Source organism: Candidatus Pantoea bituminis, from assembly GCF_018842675.1.
Taxonomy (GTDB): Bacteria; Pseudomonadota; Gammaproteobacteria; order Enterobacterales; family Enterobacteriaceae; genus Pantoea; species Pantoea phytostimulans.
The window spans coordinates 1,501,086-1,526,504 of record NZ_JAGTWO010000004.1 but is presented as its reverse complement, the minus strand read 5'-3'; the positions used below and the strand labels follow the sequence as shown (position 1 = coordinate 1,526,504).

Here is a 25,419-nt window from a genome sequence, read left to right as displayed (position 1 = left end):
ACATGGGGGAGGAAGATGCTGCCATATGCCAACTCTGTAGCTGCATGTGGCAGCGTCTCCTTCCCCGCTTTGCGGGGGAAGGTCGGGATGGGGGCCAGCGTACTCCACTTCAACATCTTAAGTGCGAGGTCGTTTGTCCCCCACCTCAATCCTCCCCCACAAGTGGGGGAGGAAGATGCTGCCATATGCGAGTATTGAAGCTGCATGCGGCAGCGTCTCCTTCCCCGCTTCGCGGGGAAGGTCGGGATGGGGGCCAGCGCGCAGAGGAATAATCCAAACAGCGCGCAGAGGAATAATCCAAACAGCGCGCAGAGGAGTAATCCAAACAGCGCAGCTACCCTAGCATTACACTCGGAACTTACTTCTCGTTATTCTGTGTAATCGTTGTGCGCAGCAGTTCTGGTTCGATATTCTGAATCACCGCTGCGTCAGGCTGTTTGGCCACTTCATCCAGCGCTTTTTGGCAATCTACCGTTGGACGATCCACTCTACGCAGCGTCAAACCGTCATATTTCAGTTCGCCGTTTTCCACCACCAGCGGCATAACGCGCAGTTGACGATTTACGTTGACGTAATCACCGCTCAGCAAGGTTAATTTCCCCGGCTTGGCGATAATGCGCTGCCATTGGCGACAATCCAGCGTGCTGCCATCAGAATCAATGATCAAACTGGCAATGGCTTGATCGCTAATCAAACCGCCTTGCGGCTCAACGGTTTGCCAGTTGCCTTGCAAACTGGCGGGCGCTGGCGTTTTCACCGCGCTTTTATAGTTATCGATTTGGGCACAGCCGCCCAGCGCCAGTACTGCAATCAGCATCCACTTTTTCATCTTTAATCCCTAAGCTCGCATCAATGGCGGCTACGTTATAATTTTTCCACTAAGCTACGCAAGATATCTGCGCATCCGCAACCGCTTTCTATCCCGCTTTCTTCTCTCTTTCGCTGTTTTACGGCTCATCAACATGCAGCAAAGCGTGACAGCGCCTGGAGATAATTCGAACGTTTGCGCAATCTGCCGCCATAATATGAAAGCGAGTCTAGAAGTTTCAACAGAATGCCCCTTCATCTACTTAGCGGCGTATCGGATTCCTGACAATACGATTGCAACAGGCTACACTGGCGCGCTGCAACAGACTTTCAGGAACGTAATGATGAAAACGCCAGAAGCCTATTATGCCCAGGCGCGCGACATGTTTTTCGCCGCCCACGCCGATTTCCAGCAAGCCCTTGATGAACTTACCGAAAGCGATGCGCGCGCCGCAAACTTATCACTGCGACAGTTGCGCGAATGGCATGCCGAACGCATCTACGCTGCGTTTTTACGTCAAAAAATCTCGATGGGATGATCTTTTCTATTCAGCTGGCTGAACCAGATAAAGCGGTAGCGGCGGACGCGATCGAGACTTATCTCAAATCACATGCCGAATCGTTGGGTATGACGTGGGAAGAGTTTTGCATCAAGAATGAGCTATAAGGCAATCGGGTTAAAGGTGCACTTTAAAAACACCTCCAACCAGTCGAAATCGGCATAAATAAATTGTACAACAAGACAAATCTTGTATAAGTTTATCCCACGACTTCGGTCGCGATTGTCCTTGAACGAATAGTGCTTTTGCACTGCCTCTGGAGGTGTTGCTGGATTTCCACCTCCAGAGGCTAATTTTTACTCCCCTTCTGTTTCTGCCTTGCCATTCACTTCGACGTATTTCGCCACTGCCAGCAAACGATTAATGTGCGTCAACAGCAAATCTACATCAGATTGCAAAAACTCAGTTGAAGAGCGTGAAGCCGTGACGATCGCATCTTGCACCGTTTCGGTGATGGTGAGCGAATTGTCTTGTTTTGCCTGAATCAGCAATGCGGCGATTAACAAAGTTTGCGCCTCGGTCTGCGCTGTCAATTCTTTGGCGTCGACATCCATCTTTGCCATTTTAAGCAGAATATCTATAACCAGCTGTCGCATTGCACTTCTCCTGAAGTCAGTAATTCCAATATGTCGTTTTGACCCGTCCACATTACTCCAGACCAGCATAAATTACTAAACGACATAAAATATTTTGTCTCTGTCGCTCGCGACATCTTGCTACTGTTTTTATTTACAGTATTATGTGCGGGCGATTTTGCCCTCTACGGATTGCCATTATGTTTGTGGAATTGATTTACGATAAGCGTAACGTTGCGGGTTTACCTGGCGCTCGCGAAATGATTTTGCAAGAGCTGGAAAAGCGCGTGCATCGAGTGTTTCCTGATCTTGAAGTTAAGGTCAAGCCGATGGAACGTAACGCTATAGATACCGATTTAAGTAAGAATGATAAAGCTACCATTGCCCGCATCGTCGAAGAGATGTTTGACGAAGCGGAAATGTGGCTGGTGGCCGAGTAACTCCTTCTCAGCCACCGCGACAGTCAGCGGGAGATATTAACTCTCCTGCTCGCTGTGATTGATCTCAATTTCAATATCCTGGATCGCCGCATCCAAATCTTCCAACAGCTTTCCCTGTTTGTTCAGCAGCGCGTCAACGCGGTCCGCATTAACCTTATCTTTGTATTCACCGGCGTCAAATGCTAACCAATGGCTGGAGAGTGTTTCGGTGTTGGTTTGCGCATAGTGACGCATCTCTTTTAACTGAGAAGTCACATCGCGCAGATAATCTGTCTTGCTTTTAGTTTCAACTGAATCACTCATGCTATGTTTCCTTTTGGTTAGTTATTCAATGGCTTTTTACCCAATAAAATGTTGCCTGGAGATTTAAAGATAGTCGAAAATAGCGAAGCCGCATTAGGAATAATCGGAAGCTGCTATTTCCTCTCCGATGAGATCATATTCGCCTCATCGGACTTCACCACTTCCTTCACTCTATCTGCTGTCTTACTGGCCGTACGATCGGGCAATAAATCGAGTTTGCGCTGCAAGTTGTTAACCTGCGTACTTAACTGTTCAACCTGCGCATCTCGTCGATCAGCCACTTCGCGATAATCCGCCCGAATCTGATTAACCCGCTGATTAGCCGCATGACTTACATACAAAAACATAATGGTCATGATGATACAGATCATCGATAACCCCAGAAACAGCCCGCCGAGAATAACTTTGCGCTTGTTATTAGTAGGGCCAAAATTGTTATCTATTTGAACCATCATTGCGATCCTCCAGAGTCGTAATAAGCCGATCGACTTCATTACGAAACTTATCGTTATGGTCGGCTTCCGTCATCGCCAGCAAAATGCCAAGCGCGTTTTTGATGATGCGTAGATCTGATTCAAGCAAGGAAATTCGACGAAGATTTTTATCGTGCCGCTCACGCAATTCATCGTTCTCCTCGCGCAGCAATAAATTACCTTCCTTTAACAACATCACCTGCTCTTTGTAACTGGTAATGATTTCGCCACCTGCGCGATTGCTGGTCACAATTGAGGCGATCCCTGCCAGCAGCGGCTTCCAAAATAGTGCCGCTGCGCCCCCACCGAGAACTAAGGCTCCTACACTGGTAATTAAACTACTTTCCATGCTCCACCTCTCTTGCTGGTAAGGTGTCTGGAGCAAAACAACCGGGTCGCACAGACACACTGCGCCATGGATTTAAGTTTACTTAAGTACCATGGTTAAGTAAACTTAAGCCTCTCTTATGCAAAAAGTCAAGCTAATGAAAAACGAAACGACAGGTAACCGCATCTTATTGCGTCGCAAAACACAGGAGCTGACTCAGAAACAGCTCGCTGTTCAGGTTAAGGTTTCCCACGTTGCGATATCGCAGTGGGAAAAAGATGAGACATTGCCAAGGGGTGAAAACTTACTTCGGCTGGCAGAAGCGCTGGAATGCGCACCCGCTTATTTGATTGATGGCGAAGGCCCGATCTTTGATCGCTCGCCAACTGAGACAGGCTTCAGCGCCATTCCGCTGATCGCGCTAGCGGATATCCAGCAATGGACACAGGGAAAATATGCTCACCTTGAACCTGTTTTATCCAGCGAAAGGGGATTATCGAAGGGCACGTTTGCCGTGCGTATTGAAGACCATGCTATGGCGCCGGCTTATCTGCCGGGAGATGTAGTGATTATTGATCCGCAGCTGGTGCCGCTGCCCGGTGATACGGTTCTGGTCTTTCAGTCTGATAACGCCCTGCTACGCACCTATCGCCCGCGTGGGAAAATTGATGATGTACCGCAATTCGAATTGGCACCGGCAAACATCGATTACCCGGTATTGCATTCACATCAGGAAAATTTACAACTGGCGGGAACAATTATTGAGTTGCGGCGCTATCGACAGCGTTAAACAAAAAAACCGCCATAGCGCGGTTTTTTGCTTAAGGATTGGGTCATTAACGTTTAGGGTAAACTTACAGTACGTCGGTCAAGTGATCGACCACCACTTTGCCCTGTAGATCGGTCTGCATAATACGATAGCTGACCCGATACGAGCGGCGATTGCTGAGTTTATCAAACAACGCCACCACACCTTTTTCTTCACCGCTGTGGTTTACAATGGTCCATTCGGTGACATCTTCCTGCCCACGATTGTTGGTCCGCAAAGTGCCCTTCTCAACTAATTTGTCTTCAGCATCAATCTTTAAATAATCACGTAACATATTGTCGACCTCCCAGTAACGCAGGTTACTATATGCTTTTTATCAATCCTTTCAATCGAATTTATTAATCGATATTCAAGATGCCGCTTAGAGGCAATTTATGGCTGATTTGTCCATTCCCCCTTAATATCTCGGGTATAGCATGGGCCGGCTAAACGCGCACAGCGAATGCGCTTAGTAAAACGATCGAGAGATAAAAATTACTTTAGCCCGCCCGGTGCGGGCTTTTTATGCATTTTTGCAGCTACATGACAACTTCGTTACGCCGGATCAGGCAGCCTCGTCTAGACTTTATGCACTGGACAAAAGGAGCGAGCAATGCATAAACATCAGACAAATGAAGAGCGTAAACGCGAAGGTGATGTCAGCAAAAGTTTACCGGAGGCCGCACCAAACGCAGGTAATGCCTATGAAGAGGACGATCATCCGGCAACAGATGCGCCGAAAGATCACGGCGAAGTGCCGCGTAAAAATGATGACAGCGAGGATGATAAAAAGGATCCTTACACAGCTAAATAATCAAATACGCCCCTGTTGAGGGGCGTATTTGTTTACAGCGACTGCTGATAGTTTTCAGGAAAGGGAACGCCCGACTCTTCTAATCGTGACAATTTTTGCAGAATATCGTTGTGTACCGTTTCATCGCCTTCTCGCCAGTAAGGTCTTACTACGTCTAAAACCCGCTGCGCTGTATCAGCATCGTAATTTTCCGGTTCGTTACCTTTCAGCGTCTGGTGAATTTTTTCGTTCATCTCTCTCAGATCAATCATCTCTTTCTCCGTTCAGGGGTAAATAGTTAACCTGTCTCGAGAAAAGTATAGTTCACCCCATTCACCCGATGTCACGGGGATGTGTCTGGTCATGATTGAGCAAAGTGATTAAGTAAGCAAAAACGGATGGCAAGCTATCCCTTTGTCATGACTGTTTAGCCGATCAACAGCCGGCAAATCCGGTGCATACATCATGAATGCCCTTTTATGTGATACAAAACCGGTCAGGAAATTTAATTCGTACTTTTAAAGGATTAAATAGCTACTCTGCATATTCATAAAACCACCGAGTACAGGAAATATTGTGGGTTGAGTTCCATCACATGCCTGTTAAAAATCATTAAATTCACACTGCCAGCGGTAAGTTATGAATCCGTAACACCCTGTAAAGTACAACAATGATAAAAATAACCTTCTTATTTCTCTCGACTAATCTTTTACTACCATCACAATATTCGTTCCTGTCGAAAAGATTAACTCCAATATCTTTGGTATCAATATTTATAGCATTACTCTAGCCTACAGATGAAAACAATAAGGTGTTGCAGTAGAGAGAATAGTTTGAAATTTTTTACGCCCGCTTCTTGCGGGTTTTTTTATCACGACAACCCAAGAAAATCTTCTTAAACCAACAGGCTCATCCCACACCATGCTTATTTTAAGCCCTTGATAATGAATAAATAAATCACAATAACACCCCATAAAGAAGCGTTATTCCCCACTTATCCTTACCGTTCCCACTAAAAAACAACTGTCTATTAAACTAAAGATAAAAATCAGTAATTAATCTTCTAACAAATTATTATCGGCGCATATATTCTTGATAATTCTTAATCTATCGTCCTTTCGCGACTAATATATCTATTCGTGTTTTAATTCAATGCGCGCCCAACACGCGATGACTTAGTGAGTAGCTTTCACACCCGCCCTACGCGGGTTTTTTCAGTTTTGCAATGCAAGCACGCTAAAAGCCAGGCTCATATTTGTCATTACATCAGAAATATAAAGTAAGGATCCTCTTCTGGCGGTCGATACCTGAAAATTTAATAGACCGCGTTAATTTATCGTAAAAGTGCCTGCTCAAATGTGGGCTTTTTTTACCCTATTACGTGTGCAATGGGCGAGACAGTGACGTTTGATGTTCCTAAAGTAAGCCTGGGTTTATCACTGTCTTCACGACGTCAAAAACTAAGGGCCATGCTGCCTGATTAGCAGACATTCGATACTTGCTCAGGGCTTATTGTCTGTCATTCGCAACGCTTCACAGCAAGACTACCGTATCCCTTATCGGAGGATGCAATAAAAAACCGCCCTCAGGCGGCTTAGTGTGTTGGATGTTTTATCCATGGATAACGAAGAGAGATTTACAGTGCGGACAGAGTAAAGCCTGCTCTTTCGAAACTTTTGTAACGGACTGCTTAGACGTTTTCCCGCATGTTGGGCACTTGGCGTCAGTATTGATTCTGGCGATACGGTCCATTACCTGAGTGAAGTAGGACATGGTATTCGGCCTTTTTTATGAATGAGACTAATCGTAACACCGATGATTGTTTTTTAATCAACGCATGATGATTAATCTTACGTTAGATCATAATCTCTGCTTATTTTGCAAAACTGTAATATCTTCAAAAACCCCAAAAGATGTATTTGTATTACTACTTATTGCCTTGAGTGTGATAAGTTAGTAATCCTTGACTATCACTTCGTCAACAAATGGATTCCTGCCAGGAAACGCTCACGGATGAGCCCCATCGCCTACGCCTTTGCTTTCGATTTGATACCTTCGCTAAAATGAATCGTGCTGACAATAAAAAAACCGCCCGTAGGCGGTTAGATAATAAATTCAATTGATTACGCTGCTTTACTTCTAGCCCAATGAGACGCCTTTCAGCAAGCTCAAGAGGTTCAGATTCAACTTAAGTGACCACAGATAAGGCTCTCAAGTACCCGCAAAATTTGCCAGTCTCAAGATGCATGATGAATGAAAAACTGAATGAATGAGTCCTGTCAGTGTCCCACACAGCAGCGATCTAAGCGAATTTCCCTTTATATTATCCAGTTAATTCGCTACACCTGCATATTCATGATGTCGGAATAAGCTGACACCAGTTTGTTCCTGACCTGAATTCCCATCTGCATTGAAATCGACGATTTCTGCAGATCGACCATCACATCATTCAGCGCAATACCCGGTTTACCCATCTCAAAATCTTGCGCCTGCGAGCGGGCGGTGGTTTGGGTTTCGCTGATCTTATCCAGCGCTGCTTTCATCGTTGCGCCGAAATCAATCTGATGAGTGGCTTCGCTGCTTTTATTGCTCGCCTGCAGCGAAGTCATTTGCAGCTGCTGCAGAACGCCGTCGATTGCCTGAATGGTCATTGCCGATACCTTATTGAAGACAGTGGGATTTTTTCTACGCTGGAAAAGTTATCACATTGTCAATGAGACAAACCCTCTAAATGACTGCAAAAACCCAGCTTATCCAGCCATCAAATTTTGCGATTCATCAAATAATGCCCGGCATTGAAGTGGAAATTTTATTTACGCAGGTCAGGGAGTCTGTTTTGCCATCACAACTAACCCGGTCAATTACGTCAGGCAGGAATCGGTCATGAATGCGAGTGCAGCCGCCACACAGGATCAAGAAAAGAAAGGCTTAAGTGACCTTTTTGCCCGCCTGCGCGCTAACCCGCGTATTCCGTTAATTATCGCCGCCGCAGCTACCATCGCGGTGGTTTTTGCATTGGTGTTATGGGCGAAAGCGCCGAGCTACAGCGTGCTGTACAACAACCTGTCCGATGAAGACGGCGGCGCGATTGTTACTCAGCTTACCCAGATGAACATTCCTTATCGCTTCGCCGAAAGCGGTGGCGCATTAATGGTACCGGACGAGAAGGTGCATGAACTGCGTCTGCGTCTGGCTCAGCAAGGCTTGCCGAAAGGCGGATCCGTTGGCTTTGAACTGTTAGATAAAGAAAAGTTTGGTATCAGCCAGTTCAGTGAACAGGTGAACTATCAACGTGCGCTGGAAGGTGAACTGGCCCGCACTATCGAAACGCTCGGTCCCGTTAAAGCCGTCCGGGTGCATTTGGCGATGCCAAAACCAACTTTGTTCGTCCGTGAGCAGAAAGCCCCTTCCGCGTCCGTCACCTTAACGTTGCAACCTGGCCGTGCGCTGGATGAAGGCCAGATTCAGGCCATCGTGCATATGGTATCGAGCAGCGTAGCGGGTTTACCGCCGGGCAATGTGACAGTTGTCGATCAGGCTGGACGTCTGCTGACCCGCTCTGATGCCGCCGGACGTGACCTGAATGACGCGCAGCTGAAATATGCCGCTGAAGTCGAAGCCCGTTTCCAGCAGCGTATTGAAGCGATCCTGAATCCTATTTTAGGTCAGGGAATGTGCATGCTCAGGTTACGGCGCAAATCAACTTTAATACCAGCGAGCAGACAGACGAGAAGTATCAGCCAAACGCCCAACCCGACAGCACAGCGATTCGCTCACGCCAAACCAGCACCAGCGATCAATCGGGCAGTCCTTATCCAGGCGGCGTGCCGGGTGCGTTATCGAACCAACCTGCGCCAGCCAATACTGCGCCGGTCAATGCGCCGAACACTAATGCAAACGCAGCCAATGGTCAGAACGCTAACGGGCAAAATGCGAACGCGCAAAACAACGGCAGCACCACCAGCACCGCTGCCAGCGCCGGTCCAACCAATTCGCGTCGTGACGATACCGTTAACTACGAGTTAGATCGCACCATCCGCCATACCAAAATGAACGTTGGCGACGTGCAGCGCCTTTCTGTCGCTGTGGTAGTGAATTACCGCGAAGACGACAAAGGCAAATCGGTTGCGCTGAACGAGCAGCAGCTGAAGCAGATTGAAGACTTAACCCGTGAAGCGATGGGTTATTCGCAAACGCGTGGCGACAGCATCAACGTGGTGAACTCGCAGTTCAATACTACCGAGCCAACCGTGGGTGATCTGCCGTTCTGGCAGCAGCAAGCCTTCTTTGATCAGCTGATGAGCGCCGGTAAGTGGCTGCTGATTGCGCTGGTCGCCTTCATCCTCTATCGCAAACTGGTGCGTCCGCATCTGGTGCGTAAGAAAGAAGAAGAGAAAGCTGCCGCTGAAGCTGTTGCAGCACGCGCTGCCGCTGCACCGCAAGATGAAGAAGCCTTCAACGTTCAGCTCAGCAAAGATGAGCTGGATCAGGAACGTAAATCAAACAACCGCATGAGCGCTGAAGTCTTGAGCCAGCGTATCCGCGACATGTCTGAAAACGATCCGCGCGTCGTCGCGCTGGTCATTCGCGAATGGATGAGTAAAGAACTATGAGTCTGACCGGTACTGAAAAAAGCGCCATTCTGATGATGACCATTGGCGAAGAGCGCGCTGCGGAAGTTTTCAAGCACCTGAATCAGCGTGAGGTCCAACACCTCAGCGCGGCAATGGCCAATATGCGTCAGGTTTCACACAAACAGCTGACCGAGGTGTTGCGTGAGTTTGAAGCCGACGCCGAGCAGTTTGCAGCGCTGAGCCTCAACTCCAACGAATACTTGCGTTCGGTGTTGGTCAAAGCGCTGGGCGAAGAGCGTGCTTCCAGCTTGCTGGAGGACATTCTCGAAACGCGCGAAACCACCAGCGGTATGGAAACGCTGAACTTTATGGAACCGCAGGCCGCCGCCGACCTTATTCGCGACGAGCACCCGCAAATCATCGCCACCATCCTGGTCCACCTCAAACGGGGTCAGGCGGCAGATATTGTGGCGCTGTTCGACGAGCGTTTACGTCACGACGTCATGCTGCGTATTGCCACCTTCGGCGGCGTTCAACCTGCAGCGTTGGCGGAGCTGACCGAAGTGCTCAACGGCTTGCTGGATGGCACCAACCTCAAGCGTGCGAAGATGGGCGGCGTGAGAACCGCAGCAGAAATTATCAACCTGATGAAAACCCAGCAGGAAGAAGCGGTTATCGAAGCGGTTCGCGATTTCGATGGCGAGCTGGCCCAGAAGATCATCGACGAGATGTTCCTGTTCGAAAACCTGGTCGAAGTGGACGATCGCAGCATCCAGCGCCTGTTGCAGGAAGTGGAATCCGAGCAGTTGCTGATCGCCCTGAAAGGTGCCGAGCAGCCGCTGCGCGAGAAGTTCCTCAAGAACATGTCGGCACGTGCTGCCGATATCCTGCGCGACGATCTGGCCAACCGCGGTCCGGTACGTATGTCTGCCGTCGAGAACGAACAGAAAGCGATCCTGTTGGTGGTACGCCGCCTGGCAGAATCTGGCGAAATGGTAGTGGGCAGCAGCGAGGAAACGTATGTCTGATGCATTTTCCGCGCGCCCGTGGCAGTTGTGGCAGCCCAACGATTTAGGTCGTAGTGATGCGCCCGAGCCAGAACCGCTGCCAGAGATCGAATCGTTTGAAAATGAAGTAGACGAGCAACAGCAACTGCTCGAACGCATGCAGCAGCAAATGCGCAAAGAGGCGCAAGGCCAGGGTTATAACGAAGGTCATCAGCAAGGGTTTGCGGAAGGTCAGAAAACCGGTTACGACGCCGGTTTTGCCCAGGGTTTAGCCGATGCCCAGCAGCAGCATGCTCCGCTTCAGGCGCGTATGCAGCAGTTGGTGACTGAATTCCAGAACACGCTTGAATCGCTGGACAGCGTCATCGCGGCGCGTCTGATGCAGCTGGCGCTGGAAGCGGCGCGCTCTGTGATTGGCCAGGCCACCACGGTGGATGGCAGCGCCCTGCTGCGTCAAATTCAAGGCTTGCTGCAACAGGAACCGATGTTCAGCGGCAAACCGCAGCTGCGGGTGCATCCTGACGATCTGCAACGTATTGAGCAGACGCTGGGGCCAACGCTGGATCTGCACGGCTGGCGTTTGCTGGCCGATAACACGCTGCATCCGGGCGGCTGTAAACTCAGCGCGGAAGATGGCGATCTCGACGCCAGCGTGGCCACGCGCTGGCAGGAACTGTGCCGCCTTGCTGCGCCAGGAGAGTTGTAATGACCACGCGTCTTAATCGCTGGCTTGGCGCGCTCGACGCGTTTGAAGGCCGCATTGCACAAGTTCAGCCGGTTCGCCGCTATGGCCGTTTAACCCGCGCGACCGGTCTGGTACTGGAAGCGACCGGTTTGCAGCTGCCGCTCGGTGCGACCTGCGTGATTGAACGTAACGATGGCAAGAAGATCACCGAAGTTGAAAGTGAAGTGGTGGGCTTTAACGGTCAGAAACTGTTTTTAATGCCGCTGGAAGAAGTGGATGGCATTTTGCCCGGCGCACGCGTGTATGCACGCCAGACCAGTGAAAACCCACAGGCAGGTAAACAATTACTGCTGGGCCCGCAGCTATTAGGCCGCGTGCTGGACGGCAGCGGGCGTCCGCTCGACGGTTTGCCGTCACCCGACACCGGCTACCGCGCACCGCTGATCACTCCACCGTTTAACCCGTTGCAACGTACCCCAATCACTGACGTGCTGGATACCGGCGTACGCGCCATCAACTCGCTGCTTACAGTGGGACGCGGTCAACGTATGGGGCTGTTTGCCGGTTCCGGCGTGGGTAAAAGTGTATTGCTCGGCATGATGGCGCGCTACACCGAAGCTGATGTCATTGTCGTGGGTCTGATCGGTGAGCGTGGACGAGAAGTTAAAGACTTTATCGAGAACATTCTGGGTGCGGAAGGTCGTGCCCGTTCAGTGGTGATTGCCGCTCCCGCCGACGTTTCTCCTTTATTACGTATGCAAGGTGCCGCTTACGCCACGCGTATCGCCGAAGATTTTCGCGATCGCGGCAAGCATGTGCTGTTGATCATGGATTCCCTGACGCGCTACGCCATGGCGCAGCGTGAGATCGCGCTGGCGATCGGCGAACCACCGGCCACCAAAGGCTATCCACCTTCCGTGTTTGCCAAGCTCCCTGCTCTGGTAGAACGCGCCGGTAACGGCATTGATGGCGGCGGTTCAATTACTGCGTTTTATACCGTACTGACCGAAGGCGACGATCAGCAAGACCCGATCGCGGACTCCGCACGTGCGATCCTGGATGGTCACATCGTGTTGTCTCGCCGTCTGGCGGAAGCGGGTCACTATCCCGCGATAGATATCGAAGCTTCAATCAGCCGTGCCATGACCTCGCTGATTGATGAAAACCATTACGCGCGGGTACGCCAGTTCAAGCAGTTGCTCTCCAGCTTCCAGCGCAACCGCGACCTGGTCAGTGTCGGTGCCTATGCTGCGGGTAGCGACCCGATGCTGGATAAAGCCATCAAACTCTATCCGCAAATGGAAGCTTTCCTGCAACAAGGCATTTTTGAACGCAGCGATTACGACGACGCCTGTCTGCATCTTCATGCTTTGTTTGGTTAAGACACGTTCGGTTAATCAGTGAGGTAACAGCAATGAAAACTGCAAATGCCATCGACACACTGCGTGATCTTGCGGAGCAGGATCTGGAAAAAGCGGTGATTTTTTTAGGCGACATGCGTCGTGGTCAGCAAGCCGCTGATCAGCAACTCACCATGCTGCTCGATTATCAGGATGAATACCGCAATAAGCTCAACGACAACATGTCGACCGGTATCGCCAATAACCGCTGGACCAACTATCACCAGTTTATCCAAACGCTGGAAAAAGCCATTGAGCAGCACCGCAACCAATTACAGCACTGGAATCAGCGCCTTGAGCAGGCGCTGGTGAACTGGCGTGAGAAACAACAGCGGCTTAACGCCTATCAAACGTTGATCACGCGCGCGGCTGAAACCGCCTTACAACAAGAAAACCGTCTCGATCAGAAACGGATGGATGAATTTGCCCAACGGGCCGCCTTTAGGAGAGCCGAATGATTACGCTGCCAACACTTAGCACGCAGACCGTGGCTACCGGTGATGCTGATACTTCAATGTCCACAGACATTTTATCGGGTGCCGATGCGATGCCGCAGGACTTCCTGACGGCGCTGGGTAATCAATTATTAACGCTGGCCAAACAGCCTGGGAAAGTCACGCAATTAACTGATCAAGTTGAAGAAAGCGAAGCGGATACCAAGCCGACCAGCGCGCTCAATGCGCTGCTGGCAGCGCTGGAAAATCCCGATGCAGTGAATGCGTTGCTGAAGCCGGAAAATATTAAAGCCGCCACGAAATCAGCCGATGATAAAGATAAGCAAGACGCCAGTACATTAAGCGCCAGTGAGATGCAAAACGTGCAGGCACTGTTTGCCATGTTACCGGCAGCCGCCGCTAACAATGCAACGCCCGCCGTTGCCAGCAGCGAGTTGACACAAAGCGATGTGCGCCGCAATACGCTGTCATCGCTGTCGCAAGCCGTGAACAGCGCGCTGACCAGCAAAGATGAGGCGCCTGAAGGTAAAAGCAGCAAAGCCAGTGACAACAGCGCGCTGATGGGTAAAACCCCTGTGGCAGCCAGCAACACGGCGGCGGTAAGCAGTAATAACAACAGCAATGCGCTGAATCTCGACAGCAGCTTTCAACAGGTGTTGAGCAGCTTGAGCAAGCAGGATGATCAGTCCGCGCCTAAAAACAGCACCAGCGATAATTTGCTGGTGAACAGCGCACCGATCTCCAGTGCCAGCTCGCTGACCGCACCGCTGAATGCCTCAGCGACGACCAATACGCCATCAACCCCGATGCTGAATGCGCAGCTCGGCAGCAACGAATGGCAGCAGGCGCTGAGCCAGCAAATTGTGATGTTCAGCCGTAACGGCCAGCAGAACGCAGAGTTGCGTTTGCATCCTGAAGACCTTGGCGCCATCCAGATCAGCCTGAAACTGGATAACGACACGGCACAGTTAAATATGGTTTCCAGCCACAGCCACGTAAGGGCGGCGCTGGAAGCTGCCCTCCCGCAGCTGCGTCATGCACTGGCAGAGAGCGGCATTAACCTGGGTGAGAGTCAGGTAAGCAGTGACAGTTCCGCGCAAGGCCAGAGCTTCCAGCAGCAGCAGGAGGCGCGCCGCGATGGACAACATGGCCGCTTCTCCCTCTCCCAGGACAGTGATAATGACATCACGCCGATTGCTGTGCCCGCCGCCCTCCAGGCGCGTGTAGCAGGCAACGGCGCCGTCGACACCTTTGCCTGACAGCGACAAACGCTGAAGGTAAGCGTAAAACTCGCGTCTTTTCTTCCCATTGTTTGACTTAAGACGCGGGATAATCTGTTCAGGTGAGCCGAGAGGCTTGCCCATAATTCACAGGAAGTAACTGCAAAAATGTCTGAAAACGCGAAAGCTAAAGGCCGCAAACGTTCAATCTTAATTCCGGTGTTACTGGTGGTAACGCTGGCCGCTTGTAGCGTGGCAGGCTATGCAGTCTGGCGAATGATGAATAAACACGAGGGCGATAAGCCGGAAGTCGCGAAAGTCGAACCACCTGCCGCCCCGGTATTTTTTGCACTTGATACATTTACGGTTAACCTGGTCAATCCCGACAACGATCCTGACCGCGTGCTGTACGTAGGCTTTACCCTGCGTCTGCCGGATGAGGACACCCGTCGTCGGATGAATGACTATCTGCCTGAGGTACGCAGCCGTCTGCTGCTACTGCTCTCACGTCAGAGCGCGAATGCGCTAGCGTCAGAGCAAGGAAAGCAAGCGCTTGTTGAGCAAATCAAACAGGCACTGTCTCCACCACTGGTAAAAGGTCAACCTCCGCAGGCCGTGAACGACGTGCTGTTTACTGCCTTCATTTTGAGGTGAATCAATGGGCGATAGCATTCTCTCCCAAGCTGAAATTGACGCGCTACTCAACGGCGACAGTGACAGCAAGGAAGATGAAAAGATTCAGAAAGGGCCGGAAGGCGACATTCGTCCTTACGACCCGAATACACAGCGCCGTGTAGTACGCGAACGTCTGCAGGCGCTGGAAATTATTAATGAGCGTTTTGCTCGTCAGTTCCGTATGGCGCTGTTTAACCTGCTGCGCCGTAGCCCTGATATTTCTGTGGGTGCGATCAAGATTCAGCCGTATCACGAGTTTGCCCGCAACCTGCCGGTGCCAACCAACCTGAACCTGATCCACCTGAAGCCGCTACGCGGCACTGCGCTGGTGGTGTTTTCACCCAGCCTGGTGTTTATCGCGGTTGATAACCTGTTTGGTGGTGATGGTCGCTTCCCGACTAAAGTGGAAGGCCGTGAGTTTACCCACACTGAGCAGCGCGTTATCCGCCGTATGCTGAAGCTGGCGCTGGATGGTTACAGCGATGCATGGAAAGCCATTTACCCGCTGGACGTAGAGTATGTACGTTCAGAGATGCAGGTAAAATTCACCAACATCACCACTTCACCGAACGACATCGTGGTTAACACGCCGTTCCAGGTGGAGATTGGTAACCTGGTCGGTGAATTTAATATCTGTATTCCGTTTTCGATGATTGAGCCGCTGCGCGAGCTGCTGGTGAACCCGCCGCTGGAAAACTCCCGTCAGGAAGATAATCACTGGCGCGATAACCTGGTGAAGCAGGTTCAGCACTCTGAGCTGGAGCTGATTGCGCACTTTGCTGAGACTTCACTGCGTCTGTCACGCATTTTGCAGCTGAAGCCAGGCGATGTACTGCCGATTGAGAAGCCCGAGCGCATCATCGCCCATGTGGATGGCGTGCCGGTATTAACCAGCCAATATGGCACGATCAACGGCCAATATGCCCTGCGTGTCGAACATCTGATTAACCCGATTTTGAATTCGCTGAACGAGGAACAGCCCAATGAGTGACAGCAAGAAACCGTCCGATGACAACATCTCTGCGGACGATCTGTGGGCTGAGGCAATGAACGAACAAGCTGGCACCAGCGCGCCACAGAGCGACGATGTGTTTAAAACATTCGAGAGCAGCAATATCTCTGGCTCGCTGCAGGATATCGATCTGATTATGGATATCCCGGTGAAACTCACCGTGGAACTGGGCCGTACCAAAATGACCATCAAAGAGCTGCTGCGCCTGACGCAAGGTTCAGTGGTGTCACTGGATGGTCTGGCGGGTGAACCTTTAGATATCCTGATCAACGGTTACCTGATTGCTCAAGGTGAAGTTGTGGTGGTGAACGACAAATATGGCGTGCGCATCACCGATATCATCACCCCTTCTGAACGTATGCGTCGCCTGAGTCGTTAATAATGAATAACCAGTCTCAAACACTGCATCCCGCCGCGCCGCAAACGCAGGCGATTTCTACCGGTTCTGTAGTGACGCAAGTCAGCAGTGTGTTAGCCGGGATTGTATTGTTGATACTGGCTTTTGCCTGGCTGGCGCGCCGCCTCGGTTTCGCACCGAAGAAGGTCAGCAGCCAGGAACTCAAAATGACCGCCAGTGTTCAGGTCGGTCAGCGTGAACGCGTTGTGATTGTTGATACTGCCGATGCGCGCCTGGTCCTTGGCGTCACCGCTCAGCACATCACCCATTTGCACACGTTGCCGCCTGCTGCGCCGGAAGAAAATGCGCCATCAGGCGCTGCGCCACAAGATTTTCGCCAACTGCTACAGAATCTGGTTAAACGTCCCGGAAAACACCCATGATGCGTCGACTGCTTTCTCTTCTGCCGCTGCTGTTGCTGGCACCGGTTGCCCATGCCCAACTGCCGGGTTTGGTGAGTCATCCGTTAGCCAATGGCGGTCAAAGCTGGTCACTGCCGGTGCAGACGCTGGTGTTTATCACCGCGCTGACGTTTATCCCCGCGGTATTGCTGATGATGACCAGCTTTACCCGCATCATTATCGTTTTTGGCCTGCTGCGTAACGCCCTGGGCACGCCTTCTGCACCGCCTAATCAGGTTTTGCTGGGCCTGTCGCTGTTTCTGACCTTCTTTATTATGGCGCCGACCTTCGACAAGATTTATCAGGATGCTTATCTGCCCTTCAGCCAGGACAAGATCACCATGGACGTGGCGATTGAAAAAGGGCGCAGCCGCTGCGCGACTTTATGCTGCGCCAGACGCGAGAAGCAGATTTAGCGCTGTTTGCCCGCCTGGCTAATACACCACCTATTGCTGGCCCTGAAGCCGTACCGATGCGTATCCTGCTGCCTGCTTACGTGACCAGCGAACTGAAAACGGCGTTCCAGATTGGCTTTACCGTCTTCATTCCCTTCCTGATTATCGATTTGGTGGTCGCCAGCGTGTTAATGGCGCTGGGGATGATGATGGTTCCGCCTGCCACCATTTCACTGCCGTTTAAGTTGATGCTGTTTGTATTAGTGGATGGCTGGCAATTGCTGGTCGGTTCGCTGGCGCAAAGCTTCTATTCCTGATTCCCCTTTTCTGACTGGAGCATGACATGACACCCGAATCGGTAATGGTGATGGGGCAAGAAGCGATGCGCGTTGCGCTGATGCTGGCTGCACCGCTGCTGCTGGCTGCGCTGGTCAGCGGTTTATTTATCAGCCTGCTGCAAGCCGCAACCCAGATTAACGAACAGACACTGTCGTTTATTCCAAAAATTCTTGCGGTCGCTGCTACTGGCATTATTGCGGGCCCGTGGATGCTGAACCTGGTGCTGGATTACATTCGCACCGTCTTTACCAATCTGCCTTACATCATCGGCTGATGATTACTCTCGACAGTAGCCAACTTGTTCACTGGGTGAGTCAGTTTTACTGGCCGCTGGTGCGTTTGCTGGCGCTGTTTGCAACCGCCCCCTTCTCAGTGAACGTTCCATTAGTAATCGGGTCAAAATTGGTCTGGCCGTGATGATCACCTGGTTATTGATGCCCATGCTGCCGCCCGTTGAGGTCAAGCTGTTTTCTCCTGCCGGATTCTGGATTCTGATCCAACAAATTCTGATTGGTGCCGCGCTGGGTTTCACCATGCAGTTTGCTTTTGCAGCAGTACGAACGGCGGGTGAAGTGATTGGTTTGCAGATGGGATTGTCGTTCGCGACCTTTTTTGATCCGGGCAGTCGCCTGAACATGCCAGTGCTTGCGCGTTTTCTCGACATGCTGGCGATGTTATTGTTCCTGACCTTCAATGGTCACCTGTGGCTAATCTCGTTATTGGCGGACAGTTTTCATACACTGCCCATCAGCGGAACCACGATAAATGCCAACGCCTTTATGGCATTGGTAAAATCGGCGGGCTTAATTTTCCTTAATGGCATGATGTTAGCGTTACCCTTAATCGTTTTGCTCCTCATGCTAAACTTGGTACTAGGTTTGTTAAACCGCGTTTCACCACAGTTATCAATCTTCGCAATTGGCTTCCCGATTACCTTAACAGTGGGTATTCTCACTATTAGCCTGTTAATGCCACTACTTGCCCCGTTCTGCGAGCATTTATTCAGTGAAGTATTTGATTTACTCGCACTGTTTCTCACCGAACTATCCCGTCCCTAAACATTAAGTATCTAACTACTGCCCCTCTGCGATACTTAAGTAATTTGATACCATCAGTGCATTTTCTGAACCAATTTTCTCAGAAATCAACTAAGGAAATTCTGATAAATGTGCCGTCAGTCTGAAAATAATTCTTATTAAACCCTGCTTCGCGTATTTTAGTTTGGCGGTTCACAGAAAGCATAACTCTGTGGAATTGTTGATAAATCCGGCAATACGTTGAAATTGCACAAAAAAATCTTTCGATAATTTTTCTTGTCAGGAAATGTTTTTTCCGGCATTGTCAACACGCGCTGATACGTCACACTTTCGTGAAGTAAATGTTTTTAAGATTTGTCCTATCAGATAACTCCGGATTTTCGGCGATAGTGACAACGCTCCCAAAACAGGTTTTACCCGTACTTCGGTACTCCCCAGCAATTCCCACTATTGCTGGAGAGATGGGTGACGTCACAGCAGCACGTAAAAAAATATTTTGCAGAACGGGTCAGGGAAGAAGACTTTTACAGGCGTTTGCCTGTTGCCACACTGCATGAGCAGAATAAAAAAGTGTCTTAGAAATCTCTCTCGTACCGCAACGCGTAATTCATCGTTGATTTAAACGGATAACAAATTGGTGAGGGTCGCTAACATGCCAACGATTATTATGGATTCCTGCAACTACACACGCTTGGGATTATCAGATTATATGTCCTCTAAAGGTGTTAAGAGGAAAAATATTACTTCAGCCTCTGACATTGAACAATTACAGCAACGTTGTGAACAATTACAACCTGGCGTCGTTTTTATTAATGAAGATTGCTTCATTCATGAGCCTGATTCCAGCGAACGTATTCGCAGTATTATTATGCAGCACCCTGAAACTCTGTTTTTTATATTTATGGCCATCAGTAATATCCATTTTGAGGAATACCTCTACGTTCGTAAGAACCTGATTATTACGTCAAAATCGATAAAGACATCCACACTGGATTCCTTACTGAGTACTTATTTGCAGAAGAAACTCAATCAATCTCCGCGTATTTCCTCTGGGTTGGATATTCATCCATTAACGCTGAGCCAGACTGAGTCGAATATGTTGAAAATGTGGATGTCAGGCCATGACACCATTCAAATTTCCGACAAGATGCAAATTAAAGCTAAAACAGTTTCATCACACAAAGGTAATATTAAGCGCAAGATCAAAACCCACAACAAACAAGTAATTTATCATGTGGTGCGATTGACCGATAATGTCACCTCGGGTATTTATGTCAATGTGAGATAATAACCCTTCTGAAAGAACCGACCTTTTAAGGTCGGTTTTTTTTGCCCCTTCTTTGCTTTAAAGTGGGAGCCAGATCTCACTTAATCTCCTAATCCTTTTCTCTGAATTGCCGATGTTAGCTTCATAACAACAATCTCAAGAGAGCAAGGATATGAACACAGCACAGGTTATTGATGGGCAATACAAGCCGAGCATCTGGCAAAATCTTCGACTCGTTCCCCTGTTTAGTATGATTTTCGGCGGCATTCTGCTGCTGTTCGCACTCTGTATTGGACTCGCCAGCTACTTTCTTATTCAAAGCAATCAGTCACTTCAAAATGCCACTGAAGAAATCCAGGTGCGCATGGGTATTTCTAATAGTTCAAACCATCTGCGTACCGCTCGTCTAACCATTATTCAGGCTGGTGCTGCCGCACGTATCGGTGAAATGGATGTGTTTCGCGCTAACGTTGCCGCTACTGAGAAACGCATCCAGCAGGCGAAAGATGGCTTCAAAGTTTACATAAACCGCAAAGTAAAATCGGCAGCCGATATGGACCTGGATGCCGCGTTAACCACGCGCTTCAATGAGTACGTTGATAAAGGCCTGGTGCCGATGATCAATGCCGGTAAGCAAGGCAGCTTTGAAGGCATTATCGCGCAGGAAACTGACGTCACACAAAAGCTGGATGCCGCCTATAACGACGTCCTGTTGAAGGCGATCAAAATTCGTACCGACCGCGCGCAGTCGATTAACGTGGAAGCGGAGCACCAATCGCGTATTGGCTTTATTGCCATGGCCGTTGCGTTTGCTGCCGCGCTGATATTAGTGCTTCTGACCTTTGTATTTTTGCGTCGTGTGATCATTAATCCGCTGCGCCAGTCAGTTTCACGTATTGAACGCATCGCCCAAGGTGATTTAACCGCCCCTTCCCTGCCGCATGGCCGCAGCGAGATTGGATCGCTGATCCATAATTTGCAGCTTATGCAGCAATCCCTGGTGAAGACCGTTGGCACTGTTCGTGAAGGCGCAGTAGCCATCTATCAAGGCTCCAGCGAAATTTCAGCCGGTAACACCGATCTCTCTTCTCGTACCGAGCAGCAGGCTGCTGCACTGGAACAAACCGCTGCCAGCATGGAGCAGTTGACCGCCACGGTGAAACAGAATGCCGAGAACGCGCATCACGCCAGCCAGTTGGCAGCGGATGCGTCCGGTAAAGCACGCAGCGGCGGCAATTTGGTCAGTGGCGTCGTGAAGACCATGACTAACATTTCAGGCAGCTCGAAGAAGATTGCTGAGATTACCAATGTCATTAACAGCATTGCGTTCCAGACCAATATCCTGGCGCTAAATGCTGCGGTAGAAGCGGCACGCGCCGGTGAGCAAGGCCGTGGTTTTGCCGTGGTTGCCAGCGAAGTACGTAATCTGGCTCAGCGCAGTGCACAAGCAGCGAAAGAGATTGAAACCCTGATTGCCGAATCAGTGACATTGATTAATGACGGCTCTCATCAGGTTGGTGAAGCCGGTTCGACGATGAGTGAAATTGTCGAAGCGGTGCGCCGCGTGACAGACATTATGGCGGAGATCGCTGCGGCATCGGATGAACAGAGCCGAGGTATTCAGCAGGTGAGTCTTGCTGTAACTGAAATGGATAATGTGACGCAGCAAAATGCTTCACTGGTGGAAGAGGCTTCTGCCGCCGCCTCCTCGCTGGAGGATCAGGCAGGTAAATTGACGCAGGCGGTTTCCGCTTTCCGTTTGCATGACTCGCCAGCGCAGACGCTTGCAACGCGCGCGCCCTCACCCGCACAAAAATCACCTGTGCTCGCATCCCGCCCGGCATTAGCCTCGGGAAATGACAACTGGGAAACCTTCTGATTACTGTTGTCGTTAGCAGGTTGAAGCCATAAAAAAGGTGCGCCATGGCGCACCTTTTCTCTTTGCAAACGCGGTTATCAGGCCGATTCATAAGGTTCAACGAAGATTCCGTCAGCCTGTTCAGTTTCATTAAAAAACCATATCCCCAGCGGATAATCTTCTAATGCCACCAGGAACATGGTGCCTTCGTTAAACGGCTCCACGGCCAAAATGGTTCCAACCCTGCGCGGGCCGCCATCCGTTTTTACCGTGACACGGTCATTCACCTTCATTCTCATTTCTCCTGATTATTTCCTGAGTCACAGTTTAAACGAACAATGGCTTCCATGTAGCGTTTAGCGGCGAGCAATCACCCAGACGGCGTGAATGATACCGGGTATGTAGCCACACAGCGTTAACAGGATGTTTAGCCAAAATGCTCCGCCAAAACCGACCTGCATAAAGACGCCCAGCGGGGGTAACAAAATAGCAATAATAATGCGGATAATATCCATGGTCGCTCCTTGAGGTGTTGATTAAAAACAGCTTTGTCGTTAAATATAGCTGTTTCTCCTGCTTTTAAGCAAAAAAGCAGGTAAAGATGAGTAAGATTAGGAAATTTCACTTCCTTAACGTTTCACGACAAGATTTCTAACGCGAAAACCTTTTACACTTCTTAGCACTGCACCAACCCCAATAGGCGCAGTCAACCTAAAAGTAACAAGGATTTTTGCCCGCGCAGCGCGGGCTTTTTTTGCCTGTCATTCCACATTCCGCTTTCCCCGCCGCCGTCTATACTCAAATATCATCTCGCCTTCAGGAGGCAGATTATGGCAACGGCAAAAGAGTCTAGCGATGACGCACAGCGGGCTTTGAATGTGGACGTGGATGCGCTATTAGAAGCAATCCAGGTGAAAACTTCGGGTGATGTTCGCGATTATATGGATTTTGATCCATCCCATCGTGGAATAAAGCTGGATAGCAGGCATTTTGAGGCTTACACCGAAATCGCTGAAGCATTTGAACTCGATATTCACGACTGCACCAGCAGTGAAATGAATCGTTGAAATCGTTTCCAAAAAATACCCGGCGGGATGGCCGGGTAAAAAATTCAATTCGTTACACCAGGGAATTCTTAACACCTCTGCAGACTACGCCTCTCGTGACTTAAGACAAGTCTTAACCCTGCACAATCCTGCCACACAAACCGCCATTTTGATGTCACTGTTACCGAAAACACCTTGTGTACCAAGCGCTAGAGCGCGCAAGAAACGTGCAACATACCCGTAAACGCCGTTACGTTTTAGGATTATTCCTGGATATTCCTAAGATGAGTGTTCGGCAAAAGAGCAACTAAGATTCAACTATAATATTGAAAAATCGTTGCTTTATACCCTGAATAATTTGCGTTGCAGCGAGGCGGCAAACGAATGACACGGTAGGCGAAATCGGTTTGACCTGCATTTCGCTGACGCACAGACGTGTCGAGTAATGTAGATAACGCACCTGCAGCGTAAAAAGTGACGGGGCGTTGAATGTGATGAAAGGAGCCTTACGATGCCTACGCTTCAACAACCATTGATGATTGTGACCGATCTCGACGGTTCCCTGCTCGACCATCACAGCTATAGCTGGGATCCCGCTGAAGAATGGCTTGAGCAGTTGCAACAACACCAAATTCCTTTGGTGATCTGCTCCAGTAAAACCGCGGCGGAAATTCTGCCGTTGCAAAAGAAACTCGGTATTACGGGCGCACCGTTCATTGCTGAAAACGGTGCGCTGATCCAACTTGATCCTTCAGAACGGATTCGCTTGCCCGCTGACAGCGCAGACTATGAAACGCTGTGCCACCATTTATCGCTGCTACAAAGTCGTTATCGCTTCACCGGATTTCACAATTTTACCGATCGGGAAGTCTCGGCGATGACAGGACTCAGCGAGGCTGACGCCGCACTATCGCGCCAGCGCGACGCGTCAGAGGTGCTGGTCTGGCGTGACAGCGAAGAAGCTTTTGCTTCCTTTCACAGCGAACTCACGCAACACAATCTGACATTAACGCAGGGCGGTCGCTTTTGGCACGTGATGCCGGCGGGCAGCGGGAAAGGTGAAGCGCTACGCTGGTTACTTAGCCAGCTGTCAGGTGAACCTCGAGTCACTATTGGGTTGGGTGATGGCCCAAACGATGCACCCATGCTGGATGCCGTCGACTACGCGGTGGTGATCAAAGGCTACAGTAAAACGCCAGTGCGCCTGACCCGACAAGATCTCAAACATATCTATCACACCGCGCACTATGGCCCCGAAGGCTGGTGCGAAGGTCTGGACTATTTTCTTACTTAGCCTCAATTTGCGGCAGCCGCTGCATACCATAAGGATAATGCGATGAGTGATTTTTATCAGAATGGCGTCGTCACTAACTTCCATAACCTCACCCACCGCAGCGTGGAGTCGCTTGAAAAAGAGATGGTACGCTTTGCCCGTAAGCGCAAAATGGGCTTAATTCTGCCGTCACTGTTTTCTGAGCTGGAAGGCCCGGCACTGAGCAATATTGTTGATGAACTAGCCCAGGTACCTTATCTCAATGAGATCGTCATCGGTCTTGATCGCGCTGACCGCGAGCAGTTTTTACATGCCCGGGAATTCTTCTCGCGTTTGCCACAGCGCCATCGAATTTTATGGAACGATGGCCCGCGTTTGAAAGCGATAGATGCAGAATTAGACAAAGAGGGCTTGTCGCCCAGCCAGCCCGGCAAAGGCCGCAATGTCTGGTTTTGTACCGGCTATACGCTGGCTTCTGACCGCACCAGCTGTGTGGCGCTCCATGACTGCGATATCGTCACCTATGAACGCGGCATGCTGGCGCGCCTGCTTTATCCGCTGGCGAACCCGTCGTTCCAGTATGAGTTTTGCAAAGGTTTCTATGCGCGCGTGGCAGATGGCAAACTAAATGGTCGTGTTGGGCGTTTACTGGTTGGCCCACTGCTGCGTTCGCTGCAAAAAGTGTACGGCCATTCTGACTATCTCGATTACCTTTCCAGTTTTCGTTACCCATTATCGGGTGAGTTTGCCATGCGTACACACGTGCTGAACGGCATAAAAATTCCGGGTGACTGGGGTCTGGAAATTGGCGTGCTGTCGGAAATATTTCGTAATTACACCACGCGACAAACGTGTCAGGTCGAAATAGCCGACAACTACGATCACAAACACCAGCCGCTGGCGGAAGAAGATGGCACGGGCGGACTGAAACGAATGAGCAGCGATATCGTACAGTCGCTGCTACGTAAACTCGCCACCATGGGCGTGCCGCTTACCAGTGATTCTTTCCGCGTGCTGAAAGCCACCTATTACCGTAACGCACTCGATATGATGGAAATCTACAATCACGAAGCGACGATGAATGGTCTGAAGTTTGAACAGCATGTAGAAGAAGCGGCCGTTGAGATGTTTACACAGTCGATTCTTGAAGCGGGACAGGCCTTCATAGAACGCCCTAATGACAAGCCGTTTATTCCAAGCTGGAGTCGTGTGCAGTCTGCATTCCCTGACATCCTACAGCGTATTTATCAGGCCGTGGAAGAGGATAACGAAGGTAACGTGTGATGGGGCT

Annotated in this window: 29 protein-coding genes and 4 pseudogenes; 22 read left to right on the top strand and 11 right to left on the bottom strand. The window is 50.2% G+C overall.

Annotated elements, in window-relative coordinates:
* Positions 1-358: 358 nt before the first annotated feature.
* On the bottom strand, positions 359-829 hold the full coding sequence (gene yedD / locus KQP84_RS10920) for a lipoprotein YedD (RefSeq protein WP_215846553.1): 471 nt from the start codon (positions 827-829) through the stop codon (positions 359-361).
* Positions 830-1,151: 322 nt separating this feature from the next.
* Between yedD and KQP84_RS10915 the strand changes: the two are divergent.
* Positions 1,152-1,474: pseudogene (locus tag KQP84_RS10915) on the top strand (DUF6388 family protein).
* 189 nt (positions 1,475-1,663) lie between these two features.
* Here KQP84_RS10915 and iraP read toward each other — a convergent pair.
* Complete coding sequence (gene iraP / locus KQP84_RS10910) at positions 1,664-1,963, bottom strand: anti-adapter protein IraP (RefSeq protein ID WP_215846552.1); 300 nt, start codon at positions 1,961-1,963, stop codon at positions 1,664-1,666.
* 179 nt (positions 1,964-2,142) lie between these two features.
* On the opposite strand from iraP, the gene KQP84_RS10905 reads away from it, so the two are divergent.
* Positions 2,143-2,382, top strand: coding sequence for a DinI-like family protein (locus tag KQP84_RS10905; protein ID WP_215846551.1), 240 nt, complete (start codon positions 2,143-2,145; stop codon positions 2,380-2,382).
* Between the two features lie 36 nt (positions 2,383-2,418).
* Here the strand turns inward: KQP84_RS10905 and KQP84_RS10900 are convergent, their stop codons facing one another.
* The 3 genes from KQP84_RS10900 to KQP84_RS10890 form a co-directional block, all read right to left on the bottom strand.
* Entirely contained in the window at positions 2,419-2,685 is a 267-nt protein-coding gene (locus KQP84_RS10900) for a hypothetical protein (protein WP_215846550.1), read from the bottom strand.
* 113 nt (positions 2,686-2,798) lie between these two features.
* Positions 2,799-3,140, bottom strand: a complete 342-nt coding sequence (locus KQP84_RS10895; RefSeq protein ID WP_309140147.1) for a hypothetical protein — start codon at positions 3,138-3,140, stop codon at positions 2,799-2,801.
* Positions 3,121-3,507 (bottom strand): hypothetical protein, encoded by a 387-nt coding sequence (locus KQP84_RS10890; protein ID WP_215846549.1) that lies wholly within the window; start codon positions 3,505-3,507, stop codon positions 3,121-3,123. The genes KQP84_RS10895 and KQP84_RS10890 overlap by 20 nt, the downstream gene beginning before the upstream one ends.
* Positions 3,508-3,643: 136 nt before the next feature.
* On the opposite strand from KQP84_RS10890, the gene KQP84_RS10885 reads away from it, so the two are divergent.
* Positions 3,644-4,276 carry a helix-turn-helix domain-containing protein gene (locus KQP84_RS10885; RefSeq protein WP_215846548.1) on the top strand — a complete coding sequence of 211 codons (633 nt, stop codon included), beginning with the start codon at positions 3,644-3,646 and terminating at the stop codon, positions 4,274-4,276.
* Between the two features lie 64 nt (positions 4,277-4,340).
* On the opposite strand, the gene KQP84_RS10880 is transcribed toward KQP84_RS10885, so the two are convergent.
* Entirely contained in the window at positions 4,341-4,589 is a 249-nt protein-coding gene (locus tag KQP84_RS10880) for a hypothetical protein (RefSeq protein WP_215846547.1), read from the bottom strand.
* Positions 4,590-4,907: 318 nt separating this feature from the next.
* Between KQP84_RS10880 and KQP84_RS10875 the strand changes: the two genes are divergently transcribed.
* Positions 4,908-5,108, top strand: a complete 201-nt coding sequence (locus KQP84_RS10875) for a hypothetical protein (protein WP_215846546.1) — start codon at positions 4,908-4,910, stop codon at positions 5,106-5,108.
* A 32-nt stretch (positions 5,109-5,140) separates the two neighbouring features.
* Here the strand turns inward: KQP84_RS10875 and KQP84_RS10870 are convergent, their stop codons facing one another.
* The 3 genes from KQP84_RS10870 to fliE all read right to left on the bottom strand — a co-directional run bounded on the left by KQP84_RS10870 (position 5,141) and on the right by fliE (position 7,738).
* Entirely contained in the window at positions 5,141-5,359 is a 219-nt protein-coding gene (locus tag KQP84_RS10870) for a hypothetical protein (protein WP_215846545.1), read from the bottom strand.
* 1,339 nt (positions 5,360-6,698) lie between these two features.
* Positions 6,699-6,860 carry a YnfU family zinc-binding protein gene (locus KQP84_RS10865; RefSeq protein ID WP_215846544.1) on the bottom strand — a complete coding sequence of 54 codons (162 nt, stop codon included), beginning with the start codon at positions 6,858-6,860 and terminating at the stop codon, positions 6,699-6,701.
* Positions 6,861-7,426: 566 nt separating this feature from the next.
* Positions 7,427-7,738 carry a flagellar hook-basal body complex protein FliE gene (gene fliE / locus KQP84_RS10860; RefSeq protein WP_215846543.1) on the bottom strand — a complete coding sequence of 104 codons (312 nt, stop codon included), beginning with the start codon at positions 7,736-7,738 and terminating at the stop codon, positions 7,427-7,429.
* Positions 7,739-7,970: 232 nt separating this feature from the next.
* Here fliE and fliF point away from each other — a divergent pair.
* The 15 genes and pseudogenes from fliF to KQP84_RS10785 all read left to right on the top strand — a co-directional run bounded on the left by fliF (position 7,971) and on the right by KQP84_RS10785 (position 21,830).
* Positions 7,971-9,700: pseudogene (gene fliF / locus KQP84_RS10855) on the top strand (flagellar basal-body MS-ring/collar protein FliF).
* Positions 9,697-10,689, top strand: coding sequence for a flagellar motor switch protein FliG (gene fliG, locus KQP84_RS10850; protein ID WP_215846542.1), 993 nt, complete (start codon positions 9,697-9,699; stop codon positions 10,687-10,689). The pseudogene fliF and the gene fliG overlap by 4 nt, the downstream one beginning before the upstream one ends.
* Positions 10,682-11,374, top strand: a complete 693-nt coding sequence (gene fliH, locus KQP84_RS10845; RefSeq protein ID WP_215846541.1) for a flagellar assembly protein FliH — start codon at positions 10,682-10,684, stop codon at positions 11,372-11,374. The genes fliG and fliH overlap by 8 nt, the downstream gene beginning before the upstream one ends.
* Positions 11,374-12,735, top strand: coding sequence for a flagellar protein export ATPase FliI (gene fliI, locus KQP84_RS10840; RefSeq protein WP_215846540.1), 1,362 nt, complete (start codon positions 11,374-11,376; stop codon positions 12,733-12,735). The genes fliH and fliI overlap by 1 nt, the downstream gene beginning before the upstream one ends.
* Before the next feature lie 32 nt (positions 12,736-12,767).
* Positions 12,768-13,211 (top strand): flagellar export protein FliJ, encoded by a 444-nt coding sequence (fliJ, locus tag KQP84_RS10835; RefSeq protein WP_215846539.1) that lies wholly within the window; start codon positions 12,768-12,770, stop codon positions 13,209-13,211.
* A complete protein-coding gene (locus KQP84_RS10830) occupies positions 13,208-14,467 on the top strand; it encodes a flagellar hook-length control protein FliK (RefSeq protein ID WP_215846538.1) in 1,260 nt (419 codons plus the stop codon). The genes fliJ and KQP84_RS10830 overlap by 4 nt, the downstream gene beginning before the upstream one ends.
* A 129-nt stretch (positions 14,468-14,596) precedes the next feature.
* Entirely contained in the window at positions 14,597-15,082 is a 486-nt protein-coding gene (gene fliL / locus KQP84_RS10825; protein ID WP_215846537.1) for a flagellar basal body-associated protein FliL, read from the top strand.
* Positions 15,083-15,086: 4 nt separating this feature from the next.
* Positions 15,087-16,094 carry a flagellar motor switch protein FliM gene (gene fliM, locus KQP84_RS10820; RefSeq protein ID WP_215846536.1) on the top strand — a complete coding sequence of 336 codons (1,008 nt, stop codon included), beginning with the start codon at positions 15,087-15,089 and terminating at the stop codon, positions 16,092-16,094.
* Positions 16,087-16,494, top strand: coding sequence for a flagellar motor switch protein FliN (gene fliN / locus KQP84_RS10815; protein ID WP_215846535.1), 408 nt, complete (start codon positions 16,087-16,089; stop codon positions 16,492-16,494). The genes fliM and fliN overlap by 8 nt, the downstream gene beginning before the upstream one ends.
* Before the next feature lie 2 nt (positions 16,495-16,496).
* Complete coding sequence (fliO, locus tag KQP84_RS10810; RefSeq protein WP_215846534.1) at positions 16,497-16,895, top strand: flagellar biosynthetic protein FliO; 399 nt, start codon at positions 16,497-16,499, stop codon at positions 16,893-16,895.
* A pseudogene (gene fliP / locus KQP84_RS10805) lies at positions 16,895-17,625 on the top strand (flagellar type III secretion system pore protein FliP). Before fliO ends, fliP begins: the two are co-directional and overlap by 1 nt.
* Before the next feature lie 26 nt (positions 17,626-17,651).
* On the top strand, positions 17,652-17,921 hold the full coding sequence (gene fliQ, locus KQP84_RS10800; RefSeq protein ID WP_215846533.1) for a flagellar biosynthesis protein FliQ: 270 nt from the start codon (positions 17,652-17,654) through the stop codon (positions 17,919-17,921).
* A pseudogene (gene fliR / locus KQP84_RS10795) lies at positions 17,921-18,705 on the top strand (flagellar biosynthetic protein FliR). The gene fliQ and the pseudogene fliR overlap by 1 nt, the downstream one beginning before the upstream one ends.
* 631 nt (positions 18,706-19,336) lie before the next feature.
* Positions 19,337-19,972, top strand: coding sequence for a transcriptional regulator RcsA (rcsA, locus tag KQP84_RS10790; protein WP_215846532.1), 636 nt, complete (start codon positions 19,337-19,339; stop codon positions 19,970-19,972).
* Positions 19,973-20,123: 151 nt separating this feature from the next.
* Positions 20,124-21,830 (top strand): methyl-accepting chemotaxis protein, encoded by a 1,707-nt coding sequence (locus tag KQP84_RS10785; RefSeq protein ID WP_215846531.1) that lies wholly within the window; start codon positions 20,124-20,126, stop codon positions 21,828-21,830.
* A 77-nt stretch (positions 21,831-21,907) separates the two neighbouring features.
* On the opposite strand, the gene dsrB is transcribed toward KQP84_RS10785, so the two are convergent.
* Positions 21,908-22,102 (bottom strand): protein DsrB, encoded by a 195-nt coding sequence (dsrB, locus tag KQP84_RS10780; RefSeq protein WP_215846530.1) that lies wholly within the window; start codon positions 22,100-22,102, stop codon positions 21,908-21,910.
* A 63-nt stretch (positions 22,103-22,165) separates the two neighbouring features.
* Complete coding sequence (locus tag KQP84_RS10775; RefSeq protein ID WP_215846529.1) at positions 22,166-22,324, bottom strand: YqaE/Pmp3 family membrane protein; 159 nt, start codon at positions 22,322-22,324, stop codon at positions 22,166-22,168.
* Positions 22,325-22,639: 315 nt separating this feature from the next.
* Here KQP84_RS10775 and KQP84_RS10770 point away from each other — a divergent pair, with 315 nt between their 5' ends.
* From KQP84_RS10770 to KQP84_RS10760, 3 genes are all read left to right on the top strand, one after another.
* On the top strand, positions 22,640-22,876 hold the full coding sequence (locus tag KQP84_RS10770; RefSeq protein WP_215846528.1) for a DUF2525 domain-containing protein: 237 nt from the start codon (positions 22,640-22,642) through the stop codon (positions 22,874-22,876).
* 490 nt (positions 22,877-23,366) lie between these two features.
* Entirely contained in the window at positions 23,367-24,149 is a 783-nt protein-coding gene (locus tag KQP84_RS10765) for a mannosyl-3-phosphoglycerate phosphatase-related protein (RefSeq protein ID WP_215846527.1), read from the top strand.
* A gap of 42 nt (positions 24,150-24,191) precedes the next feature.
* A complete protein-coding gene (locus tag KQP84_RS10760) occupies positions 24,192-25,412 on the top strand; it encodes a glycosyltransferase family protein (protein WP_215846526.1) in 1,221 nt (406 codons plus the stop codon).
* Positions 25,413-25,419 lie beyond the last annotated feature (7 nt).

What these genes read in the sequence shown, in the direction of transcription:
- yedD (WP_215846553.1), bottom strand. Translation starts at nt 829, where the DNA reads ATGAAAAAGTGGATGCTGATTGCAGTACTGGCGCTGGGCGGCTGTGCC.
- iraP (WP_215846552.1), bottom strand. Translation starts at nt 1,963, where the DNA reads ATGCGACAGCTGGTTATAGATATTCTGCTTAAAATGGCAAAGATGGAT.
- KQP84_RS10905 (WP_215846551.1), top strand. Translation starts at nt 2,143, where the DNA reads ATGTTTGTGGAATTGATTTACGATAAGCGTAACGTTGCGGGTTTACCT.
- KQP84_RS10900 (WP_215846550.1), bottom strand. Translation starts at nt 2,685, where the DNA reads ATGAGTGATTCAGTTGAAACTAAAAGCAAGACAGATTATCTGCGCGAT.
- KQP84_RS10895 (WP_309140147.1), bottom strand. Translation starts at nt 3,140, where the DNA reads ATGATGGTTCAAATAGATAACAATTTTGGCCCTACTAATAACAAGCGC.
- KQP84_RS10890 (WP_215846549.1), bottom strand. Translation starts at nt 3,507, where the DNA reads ATGGAAAGTAGTTTAATTACCAGTGTAGGAGCCTTAGTTCTCGGTGGG.
- KQP84_RS10885 (WP_215846548.1), top strand. Translation starts at nt 3,644, where the DNA reads ATGAAAAACGAAACGACAGGTAACCGCATCTTATTGCGTCGCAAAACA.
- KQP84_RS10880 (WP_215846547.1), bottom strand. Translation starts at nt 4,589, where the DNA reads ATGTTACGTGATTATTTAAAGATTGATGCTGAAGACAAATTAGTTGAG.
- KQP84_RS10875 (WP_215846546.1), top strand. Translation starts at nt 4,908, where the DNA reads ATGCATAAACATCAGACAAATGAAGAGCGTAAACGCGAAGGTGATGTC.
- KQP84_RS10870 (WP_215846545.1), bottom strand. Translation starts at nt 5,359, where the DNA reads ATGATTGATCTGAGAGAGATGAACGAAAAAATTCACCAGACGCTGAAA.
- KQP84_RS10865 (WP_215846544.1), bottom strand. Translation starts at nt 6,860, where the DNA reads ATGTCCTACTTCACTCAGGTAATGGACCGTATCGCCAGAATCAATACT.
- fliE (WP_215846543.1), bottom strand. Translation starts at nt 7,738, where the DNA reads ATGACCATTCAGGCAATCGACGGCGTTCTGCAGCAGCTGCAAATGACT.
- fliG (WP_215846542.1), top strand. Translation starts at nt 9,697, where the DNA reads ATGAGTCTGACCGGTACTGAAAAAAGCGCCATTCTGATGATGACCATT.
- fliH (WP_215846541.1), top strand. Translation starts at nt 10,682, where the DNA reads ATGTCTGATGCATTTTCCGCGCGCCCGTGGCAGTTGTGGCAGCCCAAC.
- fliI (WP_215846540.1), top strand. Translation starts at nt 11,374, where the DNA reads ATGACCACGCGTCTTAATCGCTGGCTTGGCGCGCTCGACGCGTTTGAA.
- fliJ (WP_215846539.1), top strand. Translation starts at nt 12,768, where the DNA reads ATGAAAACTGCAAATGCCATCGACACACTGCGTGATCTTGCGGAGCAG.
- KQP84_RS10830 (WP_215846538.1), top strand. Translation starts at nt 13,208, where the DNA reads ATGATTACGCTGCCAACACTTAGCACGCAGACCGTGGCTACCGGTGAT.
- fliL (WP_215846537.1), top strand. Translation starts at nt 14,597, where the DNA reads ATGTCTGAAAACGCGAAAGCTAAAGGCCGCAAACGTTCAATCTTAATT.
- fliM (WP_215846536.1), top strand. Translation starts at nt 15,087, where the DNA reads ATGGGCGATAGCATTCTCTCCCAAGCTGAAATTGACGCGCTACTCAAC.
- fliN (WP_215846535.1), top strand. Translation starts at nt 16,087, where the DNA reads ATGAGTGACAGCAAGAAACCGTCCGATGACAACATCTCTGCGGACGAT.
- fliO (WP_215846534.1), top strand. Translation starts at nt 16,497, where the DNA reads ATGAATAACCAGTCTCAAACACTGCATCCCGCCGCGCCGCAAACGCAG.
- fliQ (WP_215846533.1), top strand. Translation starts at nt 17,652, where the DNA reads ATGACACCCGAATCGGTAATGGTGATGGGGCAAGAAGCGATGCGCGTT.
- rcsA (WP_215846532.1), top strand. Translation starts at nt 19,337, where the DNA reads ATGCCAACGATTATTATGGATTCCTGCAACTACACACGCTTGGGATTA.
- KQP84_RS10785 (WP_215846531.1), top strand. Translation starts at nt 20,124, where the DNA reads ATGAACACAGCACAGGTTATTGATGGGCAATACAAGCCGAGCATCTGG.
- dsrB (WP_215846530.1), bottom strand. Translation starts at nt 22,102, where the DNA reads ATGAAGGTGAATGACCGTGTCACGGTAAAAACGGATGGCGGCCCGCGC.
- KQP84_RS10775 (WP_215846529.1), bottom strand. Translation starts at nt 22,324, where the DNA reads ATGGATATTATCCGCATTATTATTGCTATTTTGTTACCCCCGCTGGGC.
- KQP84_RS10770 (WP_215846528.1), top strand. Translation starts at nt 22,640, where the DNA reads ATGGCAACGGCAAAAGAGTCTAGCGATGACGCACAGCGGGCTTTGAAT.
- KQP84_RS10765 (WP_215846527.1), top strand. Translation starts at nt 23,367, where the DNA reads ATGCCTACGCTTCAACAACCATTGATGATTGTGACCGATCTCGACGGT.
- KQP84_RS10760 (WP_215846526.1), top strand. Translation starts at nt 24,192, where the DNA reads ATGAGTGATTTTTATCAGAATGGCGTCGTCACTAACTTCCATAACCTC.